Source organism: Catenulispora yoronensis (genome assembly GCF_039531695.1).
GTDB classification, from domain to species: Bacteria; Actinomycetota; Actinomycetes; order Streptomycetales; family Catenulisporaceae; genus Catenulispora; species Catenulispora yoronensis.
Map to the genome: position 1 here is coordinate 61,363 of NZ_BAAAQN010000001.1, position 21,616 is coordinate 82,978.

18 protein-coding genes are annotated in these 21,616 nt (G+C 70.4%); 4 read left to right on the top strand and 14 right to left on the bottom strand.

The annotated features are described in order from the left end of the window. Window positions 1–55: 55 nt before the first annotated feature. On the bottom strand, window positions 56–1,528 hold the full coding sequence (locus ABD481_RS00200; RefSeq protein WP_344663376.1) for an MFS transporter: 1,473 nt from the start codon (window positions 1,526–1,528) through the stop codon (window positions 56–58). 155 nt (window positions 1,529–1,683) lie between these two features. On the opposite strand from ABD481_RS00200, the gene ABD481_RS00205 reads away from it, so the two are divergent. Then, a complete protein-coding gene (locus tag ABD481_RS00205) occupies window positions 1,684–2,250 on the top strand; it encodes a TetR/AcrR family transcriptional regulator (RefSeq protein ID WP_344663377.1) in 567 nt (188 codons plus the stop codon). Between the two features lie 61 nt (window positions 2,251–2,311). Here ABD481_RS00205 and ABD481_RS00210 read toward each other — a convergent pair whose 3' ends face one another. The 12 genes from ABD481_RS00210 to ABD481_RS00265 form a co-directional block, all read right to left on the bottom strand. Continuing rightward, the gene (locus ABD481_RS00210; protein WP_344663378.1) at window positions 2,312–2,854 is read right to left on the bottom strand and encodes an SMI1/KNR4 family protein; all 543 of its coding nucleotides are present in this window, start codon (window positions 2,852–2,854) and stop codon (window positions 2,312–2,314) included. Between the two features lie 18 nt (window positions 2,855–2,872). Then, on the bottom strand, window positions 2,873–3,319 hold the full coding sequence (locus ABD481_RS00215; RefSeq protein WP_344663379.1) for a hypothetical protein: 447 nt from the start codon (window positions 3,317–3,319) through the stop codon (window positions 2,873–2,875). A gap of 79 nt (window positions 3,320–3,398) precedes the next feature. Then, the gene (locus ABD481_RS00220; protein ID WP_344663380.1) at window positions 3,399–3,836 is read right to left on the bottom strand and encodes an SRPBCC family protein; all 438 of its coding nucleotides are present in this window, start codon (window positions 3,834–3,836) and stop codon (window positions 3,399–3,401) included. A gap of 94 nt (window positions 3,837–3,930) precedes the next feature. Continuing rightward, on the bottom strand, window positions 3,931–5,187 hold the full coding sequence (locus ABD481_RS00225) for a M24 family metallopeptidase (protein ID WP_344663381.1): 1,257 nt from the start codon (window positions 5,185–5,187) through the stop codon (window positions 3,931–3,933). Window positions 5,188–5,318: 131 nt separating this feature from the next. Next, window positions 5,319–5,795, bottom strand: coding sequence for a hypothetical protein (locus tag ABD481_RS00230; protein ID WP_344663382.1), 477 nt, complete (start codon window positions 5,793–5,795; stop codon window positions 5,319–5,321). 100 nt (window positions 5,796–5,895) lie between these two features. Continuing rightward, window positions 5,896–6,990: a G1 family glutamic endopeptidase gene (locus tag ABD481_RS00235; protein WP_344663383.1), complete on the bottom strand. Its 1,095-nt coding sequence runs from the start codon at window positions 6,988–6,990 to the stop codon at window positions 5,896–5,898. Between the two features lie 64 nt (window positions 6,991–7,054). Continuing rightward, window positions 7,055–7,489: an SRPBCC family protein gene (locus ABD481_RS00240; protein ID WP_344663384.1), complete on the bottom strand. Its 435-nt coding sequence runs from the start codon at window positions 7,487–7,489 to the stop codon at window positions 7,055–7,057. A gap of 22 nt (window positions 7,490–7,511) precedes the next feature. Further along, window positions 7,512–9,005: a UbiD family decarboxylase gene (locus ABD481_RS00245; protein ID WP_344663385.1), complete on the bottom strand. Its 1,494-nt coding sequence runs from the start codon at window positions 9,003–9,005 to the stop codon at window positions 7,512–7,514. Between the two features lie 43 nt (window positions 9,006–9,048). Next, complete coding sequence (locus ABD481_RS00250) at window positions 9,049–9,606, bottom strand: UbiX family flavin prenyltransferase (protein ID WP_425559085.1); 558 nt, start codon at window positions 9,604–9,606, stop codon at window positions 9,049–9,051. A gap of 353 nt (window positions 9,607–9,959) precedes the next feature. Continuing rightward, window positions 9,960–13,298, bottom strand: a complete 3,339-nt coding sequence (locus ABD481_RS00255; RefSeq protein ID WP_344663387.1) for an AfsR/SARP family transcriptional regulator — start codon at window positions 13,296–13,298, stop codon at window positions 9,960–9,962. 196 nt (window positions 13,299–13,494) lie between these two features. Next, window positions 13,495–14,403 carry a phosphotriesterase family protein gene (locus tag ABD481_RS00260; RefSeq protein ID WP_344663615.1) on the bottom strand — a complete coding sequence of 303 codons (909 nt, stop codon included), beginning with the start codon at window positions 14,401–14,403 and terminating at the stop codon, window positions 13,495–13,497. 65 nt (window positions 14,404–14,468) lie between these two features. Further along, entirely contained in the window at window positions 14,469–14,816 is a 348-nt protein-coding gene (locus ABD481_RS00265; RefSeq protein ID WP_344663388.1) for an STAS domain-containing protein, read from the bottom strand. Window positions 14,817–15,021: 205 nt separating this feature from the next. Between ABD481_RS00265 and ABD481_RS00270 the strand changes: the two genes are divergently transcribed. Next, the gene (locus ABD481_RS00270) at window positions 15,022–16,287 is read left to right on the top strand and encodes a serine/threonine-protein kinase (protein WP_344663389.1); all 1,266 of its coding nucleotides are present in this window, start codon (window positions 15,022–15,024) and stop codon (window positions 16,285–16,287) included. Window positions 16,288–16,408: 121 nt separating this feature from the next. Here ABD481_RS00270 and ABD481_RS00275 read toward each other — a convergent pair whose 3' ends face one another. Next, window positions 16,409–16,756 carry an STAS domain-containing protein gene (locus tag ABD481_RS00275; RefSeq protein ID WP_344663390.1) on the bottom strand — a complete coding sequence of 116 codons (348 nt, stop codon included), beginning with the start codon at window positions 16,754–16,756 and terminating at the stop codon, window positions 16,409–16,411. 182 nt (window positions 16,757–16,938) lie between these two features. On the opposite strand from ABD481_RS00275, the gene ABD481_RS00280 reads away from it, so the two are divergent. Both ABD481_RS00280 and ABD481_RS00285 read left to right on the top strand, forming a co-directional pair. Further along, window positions 16,939–21,222, top strand: a complete 4,284-nt coding sequence (locus tag ABD481_RS00280) for a SpoIIE family protein phosphatase (RefSeq protein WP_344663391.1) — start codon at window positions 16,939–16,941, stop codon at window positions 21,220–21,222. After that, window positions 21,219–21,503 carry an STAS domain-containing protein gene (locus ABD481_RS00285; protein WP_344663392.1) on the top strand — a complete coding sequence of 95 codons (285 nt, stop codon included), beginning with the start codon at window positions 21,219–21,221 and terminating at the stop codon, window positions 21,501–21,503. Before ABD481_RS00280 ends, ABD481_RS00285 begins: the two co-directional genes overlap by 4 nt. The last annotated feature ends 113 nt before the right edge of the window (window positions 21,504–21,616 follow it).

Genomic DNA, 21,616 nt, shown 5'->3' on the forward strand with positions numbered 1-21,616 from the left:
TGCGACGGCGTCGCGACAGCGCAGCGCCGCGACGCCGAAGCGCACATCAGAGCCCTTATCGTACAGGTTCGACAATCTGCCGTGGGCTGACTGGAGATGGTACGGACTCGGCGTCGGGCTCGGGCTTGGGCTCGGCATCGGGCCTGGACTTCGTCAGCCACAGGCCGGTGAGCACGGCCGTGGCCAGGGTGATGGCGCCGGCCACGAGGAAGGCGCTGTCGAGGCCGGTCTCGAAGGAGGCGCCGGTGGATTGGCGGGTGCGGACGACGGCTCCGAGGCCTGCCACGCCGAGGACCGCACCGATCTGGCGGGTGGTGCTGCTGACGCCTGAGGCCAGGCCGCCTTCGGCCGGGTCGACTGCCTGGATGGCGGCGCCGGTCAGTGGGGACATGGTCAAGGCGAAGCCCGCGCCGACCACTGCCAGGCGCCACCATACGTCGCTGTAGGCGGTGGCGGCGTGGACCGTGCCGAGTCCCAGCAGGCCCAGGCCGGCCAGGGTCAGTCCGGTGGTGACCACGATGCGGAAGCCGTGGCGGGCGGCGAGCCGTCCCGCGACCGGGCTGACGGCCACCATGGTCAGGGAGGTCGGCAGGGTCTGGAGGCCGGCGCGCAGGATGGAGCTGCCCTGGACGTCGACGAAGAACTGGGAGAAGAAGAACGTCGACCCCATGAGGGCGAAGCCCACGACGATCATGGCGGTGTTGGACACGGTGAACAGCCGTTGCCGGAACAGGCGCAGCGGCAGCATCGGGGTCGCGCGACGTGCCTCGACGGCGATGAAGGCGGCGAAGAGGACCAGCGCGGCGGCGAAGCTGGTCAGGATCAGCGGCGACGTCCAGCCGCGCCCGCCGCCCTCGATCAGTCCGTAGGTCAGCGTCCCCACTCCCAGGACGGACAGCGCGGTGCCCGGGACGTCGACCGCGGGCGCCTTCGGATTGCGGGATTCGTCGAGGCTGCGCAGGCCGACCAGCAGCAGCACCACGCCGATGGGCAGGTTGACCAGGAAGATGGCCGGCCAGCCGAAGGCGTCGATCAGCACGCCGCCGGCGACTGGCCCGGCCGCCAGACCTATGCCGCTGAATCCGGCCCACAGCCCGATCGCCTTAACGCGTTCCTGCGGCGCCGGATAGGCGGCGGCGAGCAGGGCCAGCGAGGCCGGGCTCAGGGCCGCGGCTCCCACGCCTTGCAGCACCCGGCCGGAGATCAGCCAGCCGACCGACGGCGCGAGGCTGCACAGTACGGACGCGGCGGTGAACACCGCCACTCCGGCCAAGTAGATCCGCTTGCGGCCGAAGCGGTCGGCGAAGACGCCGCCGGTCAGCAGCAGCATGGCGACCAGCAGGACGTAGGCGTCGACGATCCACTGCAGGCCGGTCAGCCCGGTGTGCAGCCGCCGCTGCATGTCGGGGAGCGCGGCTCCGACGATCGTGTTGTCGAGCAGCACCATGAATTGGCCCAGGCAGGTCACCGCGAGCAGGACTGCCCGGTTCGGGCGGCTGCCGGCGGACGACCCAAGTGATCCAGGCAAGGGGGTTCCTCTCGATGGGTGGGAGTGGCGGGACCGGTGGGATCGGTGGTCGCGTCGCTCCCGTGACGCTCTAACGCAGTAACTGACTGCGTTAAGGGGACTGTACGGCGACGCGCGCCACAAACGCAACCCATTACTGCGTTAAGGTGGTCGGCATGGAGGAACAACAGCGAGCCCGACGACCCGGCGGACGCGCCGCCCGCGTCGGAGCAGCGGTGCACCAGGCCGTGACCGAGCTGATCGCCGAGCGCGGCTACGGCACGTTCTCCGTCGCCGACATCGCAGCCCGCGCGGGCGTGGCCGACAGCAGCATCTACCGCCGCTGGGGCAACCTGGAGACCTTGCTCGCCGACGTGACGCTCACCTACCTCAACGAGCGCTCGCCGATGCCCGACACCGGCACCCTGGCCGGCGACCTGCGCACGTACGCGGCCGCCGTGGCCCGGGAGATCACCGGCCCCGAGGGCCTGGCACTGCTGCGCCTGGTCGTCACCCTGTCGAACTCCGGTCAGCAGGGCCTTCAGGCCGGCGAGGAACTCCGCGCCGAGCGCACCCGGCAGCTCCAGTCCATGCTCGACCGCGCCCGCGAGCGCGGCGAAACCGCGCCCGACGCACTCGGCGTACTGGACCATGTGCTGGCCCCGATGTATATCCGTGTCCTGTTCGGCCTGGGCCCGCTCACGCCGGAATACGTCGACGGGCTGGTCGACCGGTTGTTGTGACTGGCGGAACCGGGGCTCGTGACGTCGGAGTTCCTAGGCGGAGGCGGACTTCCCGGCGCCCTCAGCGAAGGGCGTTGGGGTCCGGTGCGAACAGCATCGGCGCTGTCCCCTCACGCGGCAGGATCATCGGCAGGTCCGGTTCCAACGTTCCGTCGAAGAAGCGGAGCAGGAATTCGACCGTCCCGCCCTCGAAGGTGAAGTAGTCGCCGTCTTCGACGTCCCAGGCCAGGACCGGCCAAGCGGCCGGGTCCGGGACCCGGGGCTCCCAGAAGAACAGGTCTCCGGAGACTGTCGCGCCCCACAGCACCAGCCCGCCGGCCGCAGGTTGCAGGACGTGGGGAGCGAAGCCCGAGTTCTCACTCTCCTGCTCCTGCCCGAACGACCTCACCTGTTCCACCAGGTCGTAGTGCTTAGCCGCGATGCCCGGGACGTTGACCGTGACGAAGGCGTCGTACGTGCCGGGCCCGAAGTGCTCGACCAGGGCCTTGTAATCGGGGGGCAACCCTAGGCTGAGCTGAGCCTCGACCGTCGTCCAGTCGACCGGGAAACCCGTGCTCGCCGGACGTCCCATCAAGTCGGCGAGCTGCGTCAGGTAACCGCTCACGGTCATCCTCTCGGCTTGTCAGGGCTCGGGGAGGCGCCGTCGAACGCCGCGGCGGCCAGTGGCGCCGGCACCATCTGCCGGCCGTTGTATCTTGCCCCCTCGTAGGCGCAGCTCCATCGGATGGGATCGGGCGGCGGCCGCGGACAGGGCGGCGCGGTAGCGGGCCACGCGCTCGTCGTCGACGGGGACGACGGCCCGGTACGGCTCCAGCGCCCGGACCGTGAAGTGGACCGAGTTCACTGAGCCGGTCGGCCAATGCCGCCGGCCGGCCCGCTCCATCAGCTCGCCGGTCACCTGCGCCAAGCGCGATGCCGACCGCGGGTCCGGCCGGAGGACCACCGAGATGCCCCACCGGCCGTCGTCGGTCGGCGGCACGTCGATCTGATGGGTCCCGGTGAGCACCGCCCGCCTTCCCCGCTCGAAGAGGTCGTCGAACTTCGCGGCCAACGCCTCGTCACTCAGCATCGAGCAATGGTCGACCAGGTCGCTGCTCGCGGCAACCGTTGCCGGCTCGGTCCGTCCGACGACGAACGTTCCGTACGGTTCAGCCGACGGAAACGCCCGCGAGCAGCGCGCCGAGGTTGTTGAACATCTTCGGGACGTTCTTGCCGAGCTGGGCCTTGGCCAGGTGTTCGGCCATCTTCGGGACGCCGTCCAGACGCAGCTGGAACTCGACGACGCTGCCGGTGCCGTCGGCGGTGACCCGGTAGCGCTGCCGGACCGCGGGCTTGACGTCCGCGGCGGTCTCAAGCGTGAGCAGCTCGCCGGCGACGTACTCGGTGGCGGTGAAGTCGGTTTCGGTGCGCTTGCCCATCACCTTGCGGACCTGGTGCACGACCGCGCCGAGCGCGAGGTCGGCGGAGGTCAGTTCGGCGGCCAGGACGTCGGCCTGCCAGCGCGGCAGGGTCGGGAAGTCGACGACGGCGGCGAAGACCTGCTCGGCGGTCTGTGGGAAGGTCGCGCGGTGTTCGATCTCGATCATGGGGATTCTCCGAAGTTCAGGGGGCGGCCTCGGGGCGAGGTCGGGGGCGGGGTGGAGCGGAGTCGGGGCGCGTCGGCGGCAGGGCCGACGGCCATCAGGCGCGCAGGAGCTGCGCGGTCAGGGGATTGAGTTCGATCGGACCGTCGTCGCCGATGACGACCGTCCCCCCGAGGTTGACGGCCTTGCCGCCGACGACGGCGTTCGGTTCGAAGGACAGCGACATCCCCGGGGCCAGGGGCAGTTCGCCGCCGATGGTCGGCAGCTCGAACAGCCGGCCGTACTGGCGAGCCTCCGGGACTCGCTTCAGGCCCGATCCGAAGCCGCACACAGGCCCGTAGGGGTTGAGGGTGTGCACCATCGGGTGGATGTTCCAGGCGTCGGCCTCTCGCAATACCCTGAGCATCTCCTCGGCGATGTCGCCGAAGGTGTTCCCGACCTCCGCGACGGCAAGACCGGCCTCGTAGGCCGCGCGCGCGATCGCGGCGGCGTCCTCCACGTCCGGATGCACCTCGCCGATGGCGATGGCGACCTGGTGTTGGGTCTCCTTCATCCCGAACCGGCAGAACACCTCGGCCAGCACCACGTCGCCGTCCTCCAGGACGCGCGGCGCCTGCGGCCGGTACGACCAGGCCGGCGGTCCCCAGGCGACGAACCCGGGGCCGGACCACAGCAGCATGTCCGGCGCTGCGCAGCCGAGCCGGAACGCCGCCGCCATACCGTCCGCGTAGAGCTCGGCCTCACTGACGCCCGGTGCGGCTCCCTTCAACATCGCCTCGGCCACGGCGTCGCCGGCCGCCGCGGAGTAGCGCAGCACGGCCAGTTCCTCGTCGGACATGCAGATGGTCGCGAACATGAAGCTCTGACCGACCGGTTTGAAAACCGCCTCCGGAAGCTCGTCGAGCACCTGCTTCCACAGCAGGTGCGGGATCGGCGGGTTCAGGTGGAACGGCGGGTAGATGTCGAGGCCGAGCACTCCGATGGCGGCCTTGTCCAGGCCGTTCTCACGGAGCACCTCAATGATGCCGGCGGCGTTCTTGCCGGCCTGGACGACGGATCCGGCCCGGATGTCGGCAGGCGCGATCCACAGCTCGTCGCCGCGCTTGCGCGCCTCGATGTTGTCCTGGATCGACATGTTCGACCAGACCAGCTGCACCGGGTCGGCGTCGCGGCAGAAGACCACGAACGAACCCGGACGGTCGTTGCTGAAGAACGCGTCGGGAGCGAACGGCGCGAGGTCCGCACACTCGTGCTCGCCGTAGACGACGAGCGCCTCGACGCCCTCGGCGGCCATCAGCTCGCGGGCAAGGGCCCAGCGCCGGTCGCGCTCGGCCAGCGAGTACTGAGGAATCATAGAAGCCCCTTGCTGAGGTAGAAGAATCCTTGAACGCACGACGCCACGGTCATCAAGAACCCGGGCGGGAGGGCTTACGAGGCCCTCCCGCCCGTCGTGCTAGTTGTCAGGGCACTGAGCCCCGCGACGGATCAGGTCCAGGCCTGCGCGTAGGTGCTGGTGTGGACCTGCTTGTACGTGCCGCCGCCGTTGAGGTATTCGCCGGTGGCCACGTTCTGGAGGTGCCAGACGCTGCCCACGTGGATCTCGCGCCAGCGCTCGTAATTGTTGTTCGCCTTGCAGTGCTCGAAGTAGACCGAGTGGTCCTTGTACGCCGTCAGGCACAGGCTGGTGTCCACGTCGGGGTGCTCAAGCCAGATGTTGGAGGTGACGTTGCTGTCGATCCAGTAAACGGAGCTGTAGCCCGGGGCACTGCAGTCCTCCGTCCACACGTTGTCGAGGTTCGAGACGTTGTTGGCGAAGGTCGAGAGGGCGTAGCCGAGGCAGACGCCGTTCGTCTTCCAGGTGATGGTGCTGGCGGCACTGGCTGTGCTCGCGGTGCCTGTCACGATGAGTGGAGTCGCCACTATGACGGCGGCGAGCGGAATGAGCTTCTTCAGACGGGACATTGCAACTCCGAAAGCGGTATAGCGAGCCGAGACGTGATCCGCCCCGGCGACATGAAGAACTGAGGACTGGAAACAGGAATGCGCGCGACTTGGCCCTGGGCTACCAAACGGTGCAGCCCCAACTGCCCTGAACGCCGTAGCTTTTCCAGCTGACCGGGAATCCGCCGGCACTGTTGATGGTGCCCGGCTGGGCGAGAATCTTGTTCGGCCCGTTCTTGCAGTTGTACATCGTCCAGGTGTAGTGCGGCAGGAGGTTCAAGGTCGTGCCGCTGAAGCCGGGGCCGGACGCGGTGGCGCCCTGGAACGTGGTCGGGGCGTCCGCCAGGGGGTAGAGCGTGCCGCCGAAGTCCGGGCGCTCGACGATCCACTCGGCCTGGGTGGAGGTCGAGAACCCGGTCGTCTTGTAGCTGTGGGTCTGGCCCTTGCCCAGTCCGCTGGTGAGGTCTTCGACGATCACCCAGTCGTTGTTGGCCGTCAGGTGCGCGTGGGAGTAGATGGTGTCGCCCGGCGAGACGATGCCGATCGACTGCGAGCTGTTCTGCGGGTACATCTCCCACCAGAGGTCGTACCAGGGCTGGCCCTCGTTGTAGCTGTCGGAGCCGGCTTGGATGAGCGGCTGGGACCGGGAGTTCCCGGAGCCGATGCCGACCCAGGTGGACGAGTAGGTGAAGGCGCTCGACGGCCGGGCGCCGGCATTCGGGACCTTCCACTTGCCGTAGGCGTCCGTGTACGTCTTATTGAAGGACTGATACCCGGACCAGTTCGCCGAGTGGTAGTTGGCGCTGGACCCCACGTCGGGGGTCACGGCGGCCGGGGCGGCGTCCGACGTGCCGGGCGCGACGATCGGGTGGCTGGTGCGAACGTGGCCGTCGGCCGTCCCGCAGTGGGGTGTCGGGTCGTTCGGCATGGCGACGAAGCTCTGCCACTCGGCCAGGTCCGCGGCGTCCTGGGGCCGGGGCGGCAGACCGTTGGCCTCCAGCTGGGCGTCGGTGGCCGACGCGGCGCTGAAGCCGGGGTGCGGTGAAACCAGGGTGACGGTGCTGCCGTCGCCGCAGTCCACGACCGATGTCGTGGGGCTTCCGGCGTTCGGGTCGATCTGTGCCTGAGCGGGTGCGAAGAAGCCTATGACGGTGGCCAGGCTGAACGCCGACACACCGAGCACGGCGAAGCGGCGCGGCATTTTGGGGGGTTTCAACGGTCTCTCTCCTGATGGTGGCGGACTTGCGAAGGTGTGCATTCGGGAAAAGGCAGGTGCGCCGTCAGCCTGTCGCGCCGAGCTGGGCGGCGCGGGCGACCAGGGCGTCGACGACGTCCGGGAAGTCGGCGCAGATCAGCGGGCCGACCTCGGCGCCGACCGTGTCGGCGGCGTCGCCGGTGATCTCGGTGCGGTAGGTGACCCGGGTCAGGCCGGCGCCGAGGTCCTCGATCCGGTGGAACGTGGTGATCACCACGTCGTCGAACTCGATGTTGACGTCGGTGAAGCCGCGGTCCTCGGTGACGTCGGCGATCAGCATCGTGACCGTGTCCTGGCCGGGCGGCGTCATGGTGAACTCGGTGCCGGCCGCGAAGGGGCCGTGCACCTCGACCGCGCCGACCCCGTCGTTCCAGGTGTGCCAGTTCTCGGCGTCGGTCCACAGCCCGAACACCGCCCTCGGCTCGACCTCGGCCTCGACGCTGTACTCGTACTCCCACATGGCGAGCTCACTTCCCCGGCTCTCAGAAGCCGTACTCGGTCCAGTTCTTCAGGACGCGTTCCTGGATCTCGGCCGGCCAGCCGTTCTCGAAGCTGCCCTTCACCGGTCGGCGGCCTCGGGGGTAGAGGTCCGCGAGCAGGCAGTTGTAGACGACTTTTCCGGCCGAGAACGTGTGCGCCTCCTCCGGCGACAGGTACACCGCGAGCTGGTCGCTGACGGCCGGCGGGTAGTGGAACGCGCCGCGGCCGACGTCCGGGTGCGAGCGGGTCGCGAAGGCCCACACCACCTGGGCGAGGTCGGTGATGTCGACGTCGTCCTCGACGAGGAGGATCTTCGGGGCGTTGACCGACGGCTTGCCGTGGAAGATCACTTCGGCGATCTTGTCGACGAGCTCGTGCGAGCCCAGTCCGGTCGTGTCGTGCCAGTCCTGGCGCACGGCCAGCGTCAGCCAGTGGACCGCCGCCTCGAAGTTGTACCAGGCCGAGGCGATCGGCAGGCCGGCCTCCCGCAGCAGGTACAGGATCTCGGCCGCGGAGGTGGTGCCGATGATCGTGTGGTCCTCCTCGACCGGGGGGCCGGCCGCGACGACCGGCTGGATGGCGCCGTCGCGGTAGGTGATCGCCGAGATGTGGAACACGGCCTTCGGGCCGGCCTCGGTGGCGTTGTAGCCGGGGAACTCGTTGAAGGGCCCTTCCATGACGGTCTCGTCCGGCAGCGCGATGTGCCCCTCGATGACGATCTCGGCGGTGGCCGGGACCACCAGGTCCACGGTCTCGGCCGGCACCACCTCGATGCCCTCGCCGAACAGCGCGCCCAGGTAGTGGGACTCGTCGGCGCCCTCGGGGATCGGCATGCCCCCGACCCAGGGCAGTCCCGGCTCGACGCCGATCGCCAGAGCGATGGGCATCGGCTCCCCGCGCTCGATCCACTGCTGCCGGATCACCCCCAGGTGCTGCGGCGCCGGGATCAGGCAGGCCAGGGTGCTGCGATCGTGGATCATCATGCGGTTGATCGACCAGTTGGTCCACGCACCGTCCGGCGTCTTCGCGATGTTCATGCCGTAGGTCTGGATGTACCGGCCGCCGTCGTTGCCGTGGATCAGCGGGGTCGGGAACTTCAGGACGTTGATGTCCTCGCCGAGCATGACGTTCTGTTTGCACGGCGCGGCGTCGCGCTCCACCACGACCGGCGCGATGCCCGGCTTGGAGCGCGCGGCGGCCAGCGCCTCGACGATCTCCTGGCCGGAGGCGGCGGCGTTCAGGCCGATCGCCAGGGCGATGCGGGCCAGCGGGTGACCCGACGCCGACAGCGCACCGGGCGCGCCGAACAGTCGGAAGCCGCTGTCACCGTAGTCGGTGAGGTTGGTGAACAGCGGCGCCGGGGCCTGCACGTCGTAGCAGCGGCGGATCACCGCGCCGACCTCCAGGTTCCAGTCGACCTCCTTGTCGACGACGTGGAGGTCGCCGATCCTCTCCAGCTCGTCGATGAACTCGCGCAGGCTTCTCAGATGTCTCACTGCCGGGTCGTCCTTCGTTCGCGGTCGTACGGTCGCGGGTGTCTCATTCGCCCCACCGGGGCTGGTCCGGCACGTCGATGCCGAGCAGTTCCAAGGCGCGGCCGGCGGTGTGCGCGACGATGTCGTCGACGCTCTCCGGCCGCAGGTAGAAGGCCGGGACCGGCGGCATCACGATCCCGCCGGACTCGGTGACGGCTGTCATCGCGCGCAGGTGCCCCAGCGTCAGCGGCGTCTCGCGCACCATCAGCACCAGCCGCCGTCTCTCCTTGAGCGTCACGTCGGCGGCCCGAGTCAGTAGGTTGTCTCCGTTGGAGTACGCAATCGCGGACAGGGTCCTGATGGAGCACGGCGCGACGATCATCCCGGCCGTCCGGAAGGAGCCGGACGCGATAGCCGCGCCGACGTCGGCGGGGCGATAGGCCACGTCGGCCATCGCGGCCAGGTCGGCTGCCGACAGGCCGGTCTCGTGCGCCCGCGTCTGCTGCCCGGCCGGGGTGACGATCAGATGGGTCTGAACGCCTGCCTTGCGTGCGAGCTCCAGAATCCGGACGCCATAAGCGATCCCGGTCGCCCCGCTGATTCCGACCACGAGTCTGGGCAGGTGCGCTTGTGGAGAGGAACTCCACGCCTGAACGGTGGTCTCACGAGAAGCGCTCACGGTGACGTTCCTTTCAGGGAGCAGGGAGCAGGAAGCAGAGAGCACAGGGCACGGAACATCGGGTGAATGGCATTGCCTGCGGAGTGGGACCGACCCCGACGCCCGCGTTGGCGGACGCCGCTGTTCCCAACTGCGTTGAGTCAGCGACGTAGCGTGGGAAAAGGTCTTCACACCCCGTCGTGTTGCGGCGCGCGCGGCGCCGGTGAACCGACGTGTTCGATCATTGTCGGCGTGGGCAACGAACCGGGAACGTACCGGTAATGGCGAGGGCGGCGCCGGGTCCGGGCCGCCTGAACTCAGCTCTCTGCGGGTCCGTCGGCCTTCAGTTCCGCGAGGAACGCGGCTGCCGATTCCGCGTCGGCGGCGCCAATGCGCCGGTACAGCGAAACAGCCTGCTGAATACTGTCCAGGGCGGCGGCGTGGTCGGCGAGCCGGGCGGCGCAGCGCGCGATACCGGTCAGCGCCGCGGCTTCGTCCAGGGGGCTGCCGAGTCCGCGGGCAAGCTCCAAAGACCGGCGATAGGGAACGAGCGCCGCCTCCGGACCCTGAGTCTGCGCCAGTAGAGCACCGAGGTCGTTGAGCGCCTCGGTCTCGCCCTGGACGTCAACGTCGCGAAAAAAACCCAACCCCTTCGCCAGGAGCTCGCCGGCGGATTCGAAGTCGCCGCACGCCTGCCGCACCCGGGCCAGAGCCAGATTGCTGTTGGCCTCGCCGTGGCCGTTACCGATGCGCCGGAACCGGGCCAGGGCCCGTTCGAGCAGGCGGACGGCGGTCGCGGCGTCGCCGCCGGCGTGCCGCACCCGGGCCAGTTCCAGACACGCGTAGCCCTCGCCGTCGGGTTGGCCGAGCTCCACAAAGAGAGTCAGGGCCCGTTCGAGCATCTCGCCGGCCGCCGCGAGATCGCCGGTGACGCGCCGGACACCTCCCAGGCTCCACCGCGTGTTGGCCTCGCCGTGTCTGCTGTCCAGGTCGAGGTACACGGCCAGGGCGTGCTCGTGGAGTTCGGCAGCCGCCGAGTAGTCGCCCTGAGCCTGCCGCACGCGGCCCAGGTCCCAGTGGGCGTTGGCCTCGTTGTGCCGGTCGCCGACCTCCCGCATGATCGCCGCGGACTGCCCCAGCAGGTCGGCCGCCGCGCGGTGGTCCGACGTGACCAGTGCGACGCGGCCCAAGCCGTAGAGGGCCGTCGCCTCGCCCCGGCGCTCGCCGAGCTCCCGGTAGATCTCCCGGGCGCTCTCGTTGAGCTCGCGGGCGGCCTCGAAGTCGCCGCGCAGGTGGCGGACCACGCCCTGCGCGTAGAGCACATGGGCTTCTCCGCAGCGGTCGTCGAGGTCCCGGTAGAGCTTCAGGGCGTGCTCGAGCAGTTCGCCGGCCGCGGCGAACTCGCCGGCCGCGGTCCGGGCCCGGCCGAGGTCGACCAGGGCTCCGGCCTCGGCGCCCCGGAAGCCGATCTCTCCCGCCGCCGCCACCGCTGCCTCGTGCAGGTCCTTGGCGAGCGTCAAGGGACCTTCCAGTTGCAGGAACGCACCCATCGCGGAGGTGAGGGCGACGGCGTGTTCGGCGCCGGCGGCGGCCACCGACGCCAGCAGGTTGTTCCGCTCGGCCCGCATCCAAGCCAGGGCACTGCGACGGTCGGGCAGCTCCGGTGCGCTGCTCGGCGGCGGCACGAAGGCGGCGGCCGGGGACGTGCGCGGGCGCGTCTGCCGCGCCAGATACTGGTCGGCGACGGCACTCGTGTGCAGGTAGTAGTCGGCCAGCCGTTGCAGCGCGGCCGCCCGCTCGTGGGGCGACGTGGGGTCGTCGGGCCGCGCGGCGCGGGCGTGGAGCCGGAGCAGGTCGTGGAGGTGGTACCGGCCCGCAGCGTACTGAGAGAGCATGCTGTGGTCCAGCAGGGAGTCCAGCAGACGCTCCGCAGTCCACTGATCCTCGCCGAGGAGGTTGGCCGCGGCATGGACGTCGATGTCGGGGCCCGGGACGGAGCCGAGCAGCCGGAACAGGCGCTGCTCGGCCGGGGGCAGCACGGCGCGCGAGGACTCGAAGACGGCCGCGAGGCTGCGGTCCTCGTCCTGGAGGCGTTCCAGCCGGCCGTGCTCGTCGCGCAGCCGGTCGACCAGGTCCTGCGGCCGGAGCAGCTCCCGGTTGCGCAGCCGGGCCGCGACGATGCGGATCGCCAGCGGCGTCCGGCCGCACAGCTCGACCAGCTCGGCGGCCGCCGGGTCGCCGTCGGGCACGCGGCCGGGACCGGCGACCCGCCGCAGCATCGCGAGCGCCGACTCGGGGGACAGCACGTCCAGGGCGAGGTGGTGGGCGTCATCCAGGCCGGTCAGGCGCCGGCGGCTGGTGACCAGGACCAGACAGCCGGAGGCAGCCGGCAGCAGTGGTCTGACTTGGGCGGAGCCGGCTGCGTTGTCCAGGACGATCAGGGTTCTGGTGTCCGCCAGCCGGTCCCGGTAGAAGGCCGCGCACTCGTCCGGGTCGCCGGGAATCAGCTGCGGGGAGACGCCGAGAGAGCGCAGCATCCGTTCGAGGGCGTCGCCCGGGGTCAGCGGAGCGACGCCCGGGGTGTGGCCGTGCAGGTCGATGAACAGCTGGCCGTCGGGGAACGCCGCGCGCAGGCGGTGGGCCGCGTGGACGGCCAGGGCCGATTTGCCGATGCCGCCGATGCCGTCGATCGCGGAGATGACCACCGCGCCGGTCGCCGCGCCGGCCGAGGCCTGCTCCGCCATCGCGCACAGCCGGTTCAGCTCGTCGGTGCGGCCGACGAACGCGGCGGTGTCGGCGGGGATTTGGGAGCGGGCCGCCGGGCGGCTCAGGGCTCGAAACTGCGTGTCCTGATCGTGGTCGGCCGAGGTGTTCTCCGGCGCGGTGGCCTCCGGCGCAGTTCCCTCCGGCTGGATCCGCTCGGGCGAAGTTCCCTCCGGCGGGCGGGCCTGACACAACAGCGAGGGATCGGCGATCAGCAGCCGTCTGTGCAGCTGGCGGAGTTCGGGGCCGGGATCGACGCCCAGCTCGTCGCGCAGGCGCTTCCGCACCTGCCCGAAGACGCGGAGCGCTTCGCCCTGCCGCCCGCTGCGGTACAGGGCGGTCATCAGCTGGCCGTGCAGGGTCTCGTGCAGCGGGTACTCGGCGGTGCGTGCGACCAGGTCGGGCAGGAGTTCCCGATGCTGGCCCAGGTACAGCTGCGCGTCGAAATGCCATTCCAGCGCTGTGAGAAACGCCTCCACCAGATGCTGAAGGCGGGAATGCAGGTCCCCGCCCGAGGCGGCGAGATCGTCCAGCGGATCGCCGCGCCACAGAGCCAACGCCGACCCGGTCCGGACGCGCACGAGCTCCCAGTCCTCAGCCTGCCGGGCCGCGCGCGCCTCGCTCAGCCGCTCGGCGAACTCGTCGGAGTCGAGTTCGCCGGCGCGCACCTGGAGCAGGTATCCGGATCCGACGGTCCGGAGCCGATCGGCGCCACCGACCTGGCTGCCCGCCAACAGGCGGCGCAGCTGGACGACATGGTTCTTCAACGAGGACGCGGCGCTCGCGGGCGGATCGTCTCCCCACACCGCGCTGACGAGCTGCGGCCGAGTAACGACGCGGTTGGCGTGCAGCAGGAGCATCGCGAGCACCGACCTGCTTTTCGGGGCGGACACTTCGAGCGTCCCGCCTCGATCGTCCACCACTGACAACGGGCCCAACAGTCCAAACCGCATAGCGAACGCCCCGTCCCACCATCGCAGACCGAGGCGTGTACCCGCTTTTCCCGTCGATGGTCTCAAGACGGGATGCTACCCCGGGTGGCGGCCGAACTCAGGAAAGTTCAGCCGGTGAGACCTTCGGCGAGCTGTTTCAGTCGGTTCCGGCGAGCAGCCGCCAGACGTTCGCGGTCATGATCTGCTCGGTGACCTCGGGGGCGACGCCCGCTTCGACGAGGCCGGGCATGGTGTCGGTGATGGTGCGCGAGTAGCCGGGTCCGCCGCCGGCGCGTCGGCCGCTCGGCGTGCACACGTCGTGGGAGATCAGCAGCTGCTCGCCGTAGCCGCGCCGCACCATCTCGGCGGCGTTCGCGATACGCGTGGCGGCGAGCTCCTCGCTGGGGAAGCTCTGGGTGTCGTACATCACGAAGGCACCGCGCTGCGCGAGCCGGCTGTGATAGTCCACATTCGGGTACAGATCGCAATGCCCGACCCCGACCCGCCGCAGGTCGACGCCTTCCTCCTCAAGCACGTCGAGCTGCCAGGCACCGACCTCGCTCAGCACGGCGTGCAGCACGATCCCGAGCCCGGTTTGCAGCTGCGCGCGGGCACAGGCGCGCAACACCCGCTCCTCCACACCCGAGAGATACGCGTGATCCGCCCCGATCTCGCCGATCACACCCGGCCGGATGCCGCCCTCGCCCTCCGCGATGTCGGCGAGCAACCGCTCCGTGAGCTCACCGACCGACACCTGGTTGAAGTCCTCGGGATAGAACGACTCGCGATACCAGCCCGCGCCCATGACGATGTGCACCCCGGACTCCTCCGACGCCCGCCGAAGCTGCCCCGGCTGCCGCCCCAGGCCACCGGAGGTGAGATCCACGATCGCCCCGCCGCCCACGTCCTTGAGCGCACGAAGGTCGACGATGGCACCGTCGAGATCGTCGAGCGGCCCCTCCCCCATGCCGAGCTCTTTGCACAGCAGATGCTCGTGCGGCATCGTCCGCCCCAGCTCGGACGCCTTGATCGGCCCGAGCACGGTCATCACCTGTGCATTCGTCATGAACGGCACACTATCCAACCGCCTCGCGCGTTCAGAGGCGATGCGGTGTCGTAATCAGGACAACCTCAGCGCTCGCCGTCCGAATCATCGCCATCGTCCGGAATCGAGTCCACCACCGGGAACAGGCTCTGGACGCCGGCCAGTTCCAGGACGCGGAGTACCGGCGCTGAAGGGGCTGCCAGGGCGAAGGTGTGGTTGTTGGTGGTGGCGGTCTGGAGGGCCTGGACCAGGACGCGCAGGCCCATGGAGTCCAGGAAGGTGATCTCGGAGCAGTCGATGACGAGGTTCTCTGCGCCTTGCCACTGTTCGTCGAGGGCGGCCTGGAAGGCGGCGTGGACGGCGAGGTCGACGTCGCCGGCGACGGTGAGGATCACGTGGTCCGCGACTCGTCGTGATGTGCAAGAGAACTTCATGGCTGCTCCCGGCGGTCGATCCGTCGAGCGTTGAGCCGCTGACGATGCGCGGTAAGTCTTCGGTACCGCCGACGGCGCTGTCAACTTGGGCCTGGCGTGCTTCTCGTGATCCTTGTCTCGGGGTGGGTGGGGGACGGTCGCGCATGGTTTGTGCCTTGCCGGGTAGACCGCGGCGCAAGTCGGGCGAAGCGGAAAGGGACAGCTGATGGATATGGAGGGCCGGTACGTGGTGGGCTCCCTCATAGGGGAGGGCGCTACCGCGATTGTCTACGAGGCGCTCGACACCGTGCTGGAGCGCCCCGTGGCCGTGAAGGTCTTCCGTAGTGCGGCTGTCGGTGACCGGGGCATCGAGCGGGTCGGCGAGGAAATCAGGATTCTCGGTTCGATGGGGCATGCGCATTTGCTGCCGCTGTACGACGCGGGCGAGAGCCGGGACGGGACCCGGTTCATCGTCATGCCGCTGGTCCGCGGTACGACGCTGGAGAAGCTGATAGCCCAGGGCGCCGTGGAGCCGCGGTACGTCAAGCGGGTGGGAATCGCCTTGGCGGAGGCGCTGGCGTACGTCCACGCCCGGGGTGTGGTGCACCGCGACGTCAAGCCGAGCAACGTGCTGATCGCCGAGGACGGGACCCCCTATCTCGCGGACTTCGGCGTCGCCCGGGCCGACGACAGTCCGGTGCTCACCGGCGCCGACTGCGTCGTCGGCACCGCGGGCTACCTCGCTCCGGAGCAGGCGGAGGGGCTGTCGGCGGCGCCGGCCTCCGACGTCTACTCGCTGGGCTTGGTGCTGCTGGAGGCGTTGACCGGGCGCCGGGAGTACCGCGGCACGCCCCTGGAACGCGCGGTCGCCAACGCGCTGCGGAGCCCTGACATCCCGGACAGGCTGGGACCTGGGTGGAACGCGGTGCTGCGCGCGATGACCGCGAGGGAAGCGTCGCTCCGTCCGTCGGCTGATGACGTGCGGACCATGGTGAACGAGGCGGAGGACAGTCTGGCCGAGGCGGGAGACAGCCTGCCCGAGGCTCCGGCGGACGTGATCGTGCCGGCCATCGCCGCCATGAGCGTCCCGGCGTCGCGCAAAGCGCGGTGGTTTCCGCGTCGCCGCCTGGGTGTGGTCGGTGTGACCATGATCACCGCCATGGGGATCGTCGGCATGGCCGCTGACTGGACGGCGTACGGCGGCACCCCGGGCACCAGCCGTACTCCGCTCCCGTCCGCTCCGGGCGCGGGCGCGGCCGGGCTGGTGCGCAGTGAACCGGCAGCTCCCCTGACTTCGTCCCCCACCACCACACCCCAGCCCGGCGGCGCGCCGATACCGGCAAAAGTCCTGGAACAGCCTGCGAACCGCAGCCCCTCCCCCAAACCGAAGCCGAAGCCGACGACCCCGACCCCCAAATGCCTCACCGGCCACGGCAAGGGACACGCGAAATGCGAACCCGCCGCGCCTCGCGAAAAGATCGACCACAAGTAGGCCCCGCAGCCACATCCCTGTTTTATCGCCGCGCCGTCGGGTTAGACGGGCACCTCGATGTCGTCGAGCTGCATGGGAGGCGGAGATGGAACGGTCGGAGCACTCCGTACCAGGAGCGGGCTCAGGCGCCGATGGCCTCGGCGACGGTGGGCGCGAAGGTGAAGATCTGGTCGAAGCCCACGATCTTGAACAGCTGCATCACATCGGTGTTCAGCCCCGCGAGCGTGAGCGCGCCGCCCTTTTCCTTGCTGCGCTGATAAGCGGCGACGAGGACCGTCAGGCCGGTGGAATCGCAGTAGGTGAGTTCCGTCAGATCGATGATCGTCGGCTCGTCCGCCGCGAACGGCGCCTCCCGGACGACCGTGGCCAGGCGCGGCGCCGTGTGGTGGTCGAGCTCGCCCGCCACGGTCAGCACGACGGCCCCCGAGGGGTCCTCGCGGTGCAATACGGTCAGAGTGCGTTCGGTCACCTTGGCTCCTGTGCGGTGGGGGCACCTTTACGCTCACCCCAGAATAGAAGGCGCGAAGGTCGACTTCACAAACTGGAGCGACGGGATTCACCGGATCCACTCGGTCCGCCCGGTCCACGGGATCCGCGAGCTCCCCGAGCTCGGCACAACGTATGAAGGCTCCGGCGAACGAAGGGCACCCCGTGGCGCGTCAAGACGACGGCGAAGCATCCGGGCCGCCGCGCGAAAGGCCCGCCGTCTTCGCGGTCGACCGGACGGTCGGCGCCGACCTGGCGCGCGTGGACTGGTCGGCGACGCCGCTCGGGCCGCCGGACGGCTGGCCGGTGAGCCTGCAGACGGCCGTGAACATCCTGCTGGCGTCCAAATTCGCCATGTGGATGGGCTGGGGCGAGAACCTGACCTTCTTCTGCAACGACGCCTACCGGCGCGACACACTGGGGCAGAAGTACCCGTGGGCGCTGGGCCGGCCCTCCCGTGAGGTGTGGCAGGAGATCTGGGACGACGTCGGCCCCCGGATCCAGACCGTCCTCGCCACCGGTGAGGCGACCTGGGACGAGGCGCTCCGCCTGTTCGTCGAACGGTCCGGCTACACCGAGGAGAGCTACCACACCTTCTCCTACAGCCCCCTCCGCAACGACGACGGCAGCGTCGTGGGCATGCTCTGCGTCGTCAGCGAGGACACCGAACGGATCATCGGCGAGCGCCGCATGGCCACCCTGCGGGATCTGGGGTCCGACCCCGGCGTGGTGCGGACCGAACGGGAGCTGCTCGACTTCGCCGCGGCGCAGCTCGGCCGCAATCCGTACGACCTGCCGTTCACCCTGACGTATCTGTATCAGGACGACGGCGGGGCCCGGCTCGCGGCCGCCACCGGCATCCCGGCCGGGCATCCGGCCGCCGCGCCGGTCCTGGCCGCCGGGTCCGAGGCGCCGTGGCCGCTCGACGTACCCGCTCAGGGCGAGAGCGCGGTGGTGCCCCTGGACGGCGCGCCGTTCGCCGACCTGCCGACCGGGGCCTGGGAACTCGCTCCGTCGCAGGCGCTCGTGGTGCCGCTGCGGCAGCAGGGCGAGCGGCCGTACGGGTTCCTGGTCGCGGCCCTGAACCGCTACCGGCTTCTCGACGAGGGCTACCGGTCCTTCGTGGAGCTGGTCGCGGGCCACGTCGCCGCCGGGATCGGCAGTGCCCGGAGCTACCAGGCCCAGCAGCGCCGGGCCGAGGAGCTGGCCGAGCTCGACCGGGCCAAGACCGCGTTCTTCTCCAACATCAGCCATGAGTTCCGCACGCCGCTCACGCTGATCATGGGGCCGGTCCAGGAGTTGCAGAACCGGCTCGCCGACGCGGATCCGCAGGTGCGGAACGACCTGGAGGTCGTCCGCCGCAACGGCCTGCGTCTGGGCAAGCTGGTCAACAACCTGCTGGACTTCTCCCGGATCGAGGCCGGCCGGATGCGGGCCGTCTACGAGCGGGTCGACCTCGCGGCGGTCACCCGCGAACTGGCCAGCGTGTTCCACTCCGCCGTCGTCAAGGCCGGCCTGGATTTCGAGGTCGACTGCCAACCCCTGCCCGAACCGGTCCACATCGACCGTGACATGTGGGAGAAGGTCGTCCTCAACCTGCTGAGCAACGCGCTGAAGTTCACCTTCGAGGGCTCGATCCGGGTGACGGTCCGCGCCGAGGACGGTCAGGCGCGGGTCGACGTCGCCGACACCGGGATCGGGGTGGCGCCGGAGGCGATGCCCAGGCTGTTCGAGCGGTTCCACCGCATCGAGGGCGCGCGCTCGCGCTCCACCGAGGGCAGCGGTATCGGACTGGCGCTGGCCAAGGAGCTCATCGCCCTGCACGGCGGCACCATCAGCGCGACCTCGGCGTTGGGCGAGGGCACGTGTCTGACGATCCGCCTGCCCTTCGGCTCGGCCCACCTGCCGGCTGACGCCGTGTACGCGGCCGAGCCCCGAACGGACGCGACGGCCGCCGGCGCCGATCCGTTCCTTCAGGAGGCACTGCGCTGGATGCCGGAGGAATCGGCCGGCCTTCCGAGCGGCGAGCGCGGCGAGGCCTCCGCGGCCGATCCGGGGCGGCCGGAGCCGGCCACCGGGCGGGTGCTCGTCGCCGACGACAACGCCGACATGCGCGAGTACCTGATGCGGCTCCTGCACGGCGCCGGCTACGACGTCAGCGCCGTCGCGGACGGCCGGCAGGCCCTGGCCGCCGTCGCCTCGGCGCCGCCCGACCTCGTCATCAGCGACGTCATGATGCCGCACCTGGACGGCCTGGCCCTGGTCGCCGCCCTGCGGGAGGATCCGCGCACCGCGTCGGTGCCGGTGCTGCTGCTGTCGGCGCGCGCCGGGCAGGAGGCGTCCATCGAAGGGCTGCACGCGGGCGCCGACGACTACCTGGTGAAGCCCTTCGCGGCGGCCGAACTCCTGGCCCGCGCCCGCGCGAACATCGAGCTCTCGCGGCTGCGCAACCACCACATCCGGTGGCGCAACGCGCTGGTGGACTCGTTGCAGGAAGCGTTCTTCGTCTGCGAGCAGGACGGCACCGTGGTCGAGGCGAACGCCGCCTTCGGCGCGATCCTGGGCTACGGCCCCGAGGGCCTGCCCTACCGCCCGGACCACCCCTGGTGGCCCGAGGCCGGCACCGAGCCGGAGGCTCACCGGCAGGCCGCTGAGGCGTTCACCGCGCCGCCCGGTCGCGACCGCGGCAGCCGGACCGTCCCGGTGACCCACCGGGACGGCCACCGGGTGTGGATCAGCGTGGCCAGCGACCGTGTCCGGGATCCCGATACGGATCGCACCGTGATCGTCGGGACGTTCCGCGATGTGACCGCCGAGCACTACGCGGTCCAGAGGGAGGGCGCGCTCGCGGCCCTGGGCGCGGGCCTGGCGCGGGCGGCCAGCCTGCCGGAAGCGGTGGACGGCGCGCTGCTGGAGTTGAAGCGGCTGTGGCGTGCGCGGTCGGTCGTGGCCGCGGTCTTCAGTTCCGGCGACGAGCCCGAGCTCACCACCACGGACGTCGGCGACGCGACGGATGCGACGGATGCGACGGATGCGACGGATACCGTCGACGCCTCCGACACGACGAACGCCGCTGACGGCGCCAACGCCACCGACTCGGGCGACCCCACCGACGCCGCGCTCGCCTGGCGCCGTCTCCCCGCCGCACGCCGTCAGGCGATCGCGGACCTGCGGCACCAACCCGCCCTCACGACGGTCGCCGACGACGGCGGCGCCGGCGTTCTGCTGGAGCATCCCGACGGCCCGCTGGTGCTGTGGCTGGAACCGGCCGAGCCGCGGCCCTTCTCGGCGGAGGACCTCCTGCTGCTGTCCCTGCTGGCCAGCCACCTGGCCCAGGGCCTGGCCCGGGCGCACCAGATCGACCAGCAGCGGGAGACCGCGATCGCGCTGCAACGCGCCATCCTGGGCCCGTCGTCGCTGCCGGAGGGATTCGCGGTCCGCTACGAGCCGGCGACCCGGCCGCTGGAGGTCGGCGGGGACTGGTACGACACCGTCCGCCTCGCCGACGGGCGGATCGGCATCGTGGTCGGCGACTGTGTCGGCCGCGGGCTGCGGGCGGCCAGCGTCATGGGGCAGCTGCGCAGTGCCTGCCGCGCGCTGCTTTTGCAGGAGACCAGCCCTTCCCAGGTGCTGACGGTGCTGGACCAGTTCGCGCTCGGCGTGCCCGGAGCGGTGTGCACGACCGTGTTCTGCGGCGTGCTCGATCCCGAGGCCGGCAGCCTGACGTACTCCAGCGCGGGGCATCCCCCCGGGATCCTCGTCCACGCCGACGGCAGTACGCATCTGCTGGAGGACGGCAGGGCACTGCCGCTGGCCGTCCGGCCGGAGCGCGTCCGGCCGGAGGGCGTCTGCGCGATTCCGGCCCGCTCGACGCTGCTGCTCTACACCGACGGTCTCGTCGAACGCCGCCGTCGCCCGCTCAGCGCGGGGATCGACCAGGCCGGCGCGGCGGTGCGCGAAGGCCGCGACACCGCGATCGACGACCTCGCCACCGAGGTGATGAACAGCCTGGCCCCCGCCGAGGGCTACGACGACGACGTCGCCCTGCTGATGTACCGGCATCCGGCCCCCTTGCAGATCTCCTTCGCCGCCGAGTCCTCGCAGCTGGCGCCGGTCCGCAGGGCGCTGCGCGGCTGGCTCGACCAGTGCAACCTGTCCTCGGCCGCCGTCCAGCGGGTCCTGGTCGCGGTCGGCGAGGCGTGCGCGAACGCCGTCGAGCACGGTCACCGCGACGCGCTCGGCCAGACCGTCCACGTCCGGGCCGAGGCGCACGTCGACAGCCTGCACCTCACCATCACCGACAGCGGCAGCTGGAAGCCGCCGCAGGAGGGGCGCGCCGCCGACCGGGGACGCGGTCTGACGATCATGCGCGCGCTCATGGGCCAGGTCGCCGTCACCCCGGGACCGGCCGGTACCACTGTCCGCATGCAGACGAGGATCGAGCCATGACCGCACTCCTTGCCGTGACTCCGCGCCGGAGGCCGGACGGTGTGACCGTCCTGACGGTCGCCGGTGAGATCGACATGAGCACCACCGGGATCCTGGCCACAGCGCTGGAACAGACGCCCGGCCCCGTCGTCGTGGACCTGGAGGGCGTCGAGTATCTCGACAGCGCCGGCCTGAGCGTGTTGTTCGCCCATGCCGAGCGCATCGAACTGGTCGCGAACCCGCTGCTGGAGCCGGTTCTCGCGATCTCCGGGCTCACGGAGCTGACCACCGTCCACCGGTGACCCGTTTGATCTTCGCCGAACTGGTCATCCGGAGCGGCGGAGAAGCGCGACGTGCCTCGCGCCCTCCCCTGGTATGCCATGACGCATGCCGGACAGGTAAAACTGGAGAGCCG

Coding starts and splice junctions, on each gene's coding strand:
- ABD481_RS00205 (WP_344663377.1), top strand. CDS start 1,684: ATGGAGGAACAACAGCGAGCCCGACGACCCGGCGGACGCGCCGCCCGC.
- ABD481_RS00215 (WP_344663379.1), bottom strand. CDS start 3,319: ATGCTGAGTGACGAGGCGTTGGCCGCGAAGTTCGACGACCTCTTCGAG.
- ABD481_RS00220 (WP_344663380.1), bottom strand. CDS start 3,836: ATGATCGAGATCGAACACCGCGCGACCTTCCCACAGACCGCCGAGCAG.
- ABD481_RS00225 (WP_344663381.1), bottom strand. CDS start 5,187: ATGATTCCTCAGTACTCGCTGGCCGAGCGCGACCGGCGCTGGGCCCTT.
- ABD481_RS00230 (WP_344663382.1), bottom strand. CDS start 5,795: ATGTCCCGTCTGAAGAAGCTCATTCCGCTCGCCGCCGTCATAGTGGCG.
- ABD481_RS00240 (WP_344663384.1), bottom strand. CDS start 7,489: ATGTGGGAGTACGAGTACAGCGTCGAGGCCGAGGTCGAGCCGAGGGCG.
- ABD481_RS00260 (WP_344663615.1), bottom strand. CDS start 14,403: ATGACGAATGCACAGGTGATGACCGTGCTCGGGCCGATCAAGGCGTCC.
- ABD481_RS00265 (WP_344663388.1), bottom strand. CDS start 14,816: ATGAAGTTCTCTTGCACATCACGACGAGTCGCGGACCACGTGATCCTC.
- ABD481_RS00270 (WP_344663389.1), top strand. CDS start 15,022: ATGGATATGGAGGGCCGGTACGTGGTGGGCTCCCTCATAGGGGAGGGC.
- ABD481_RS00285 (WP_344663392.1), top strand. CDS start 21,219: ATGACCGCACTCCTTGCCGTGACTCCGCGCCGGAGGCCGGACGGTGTG.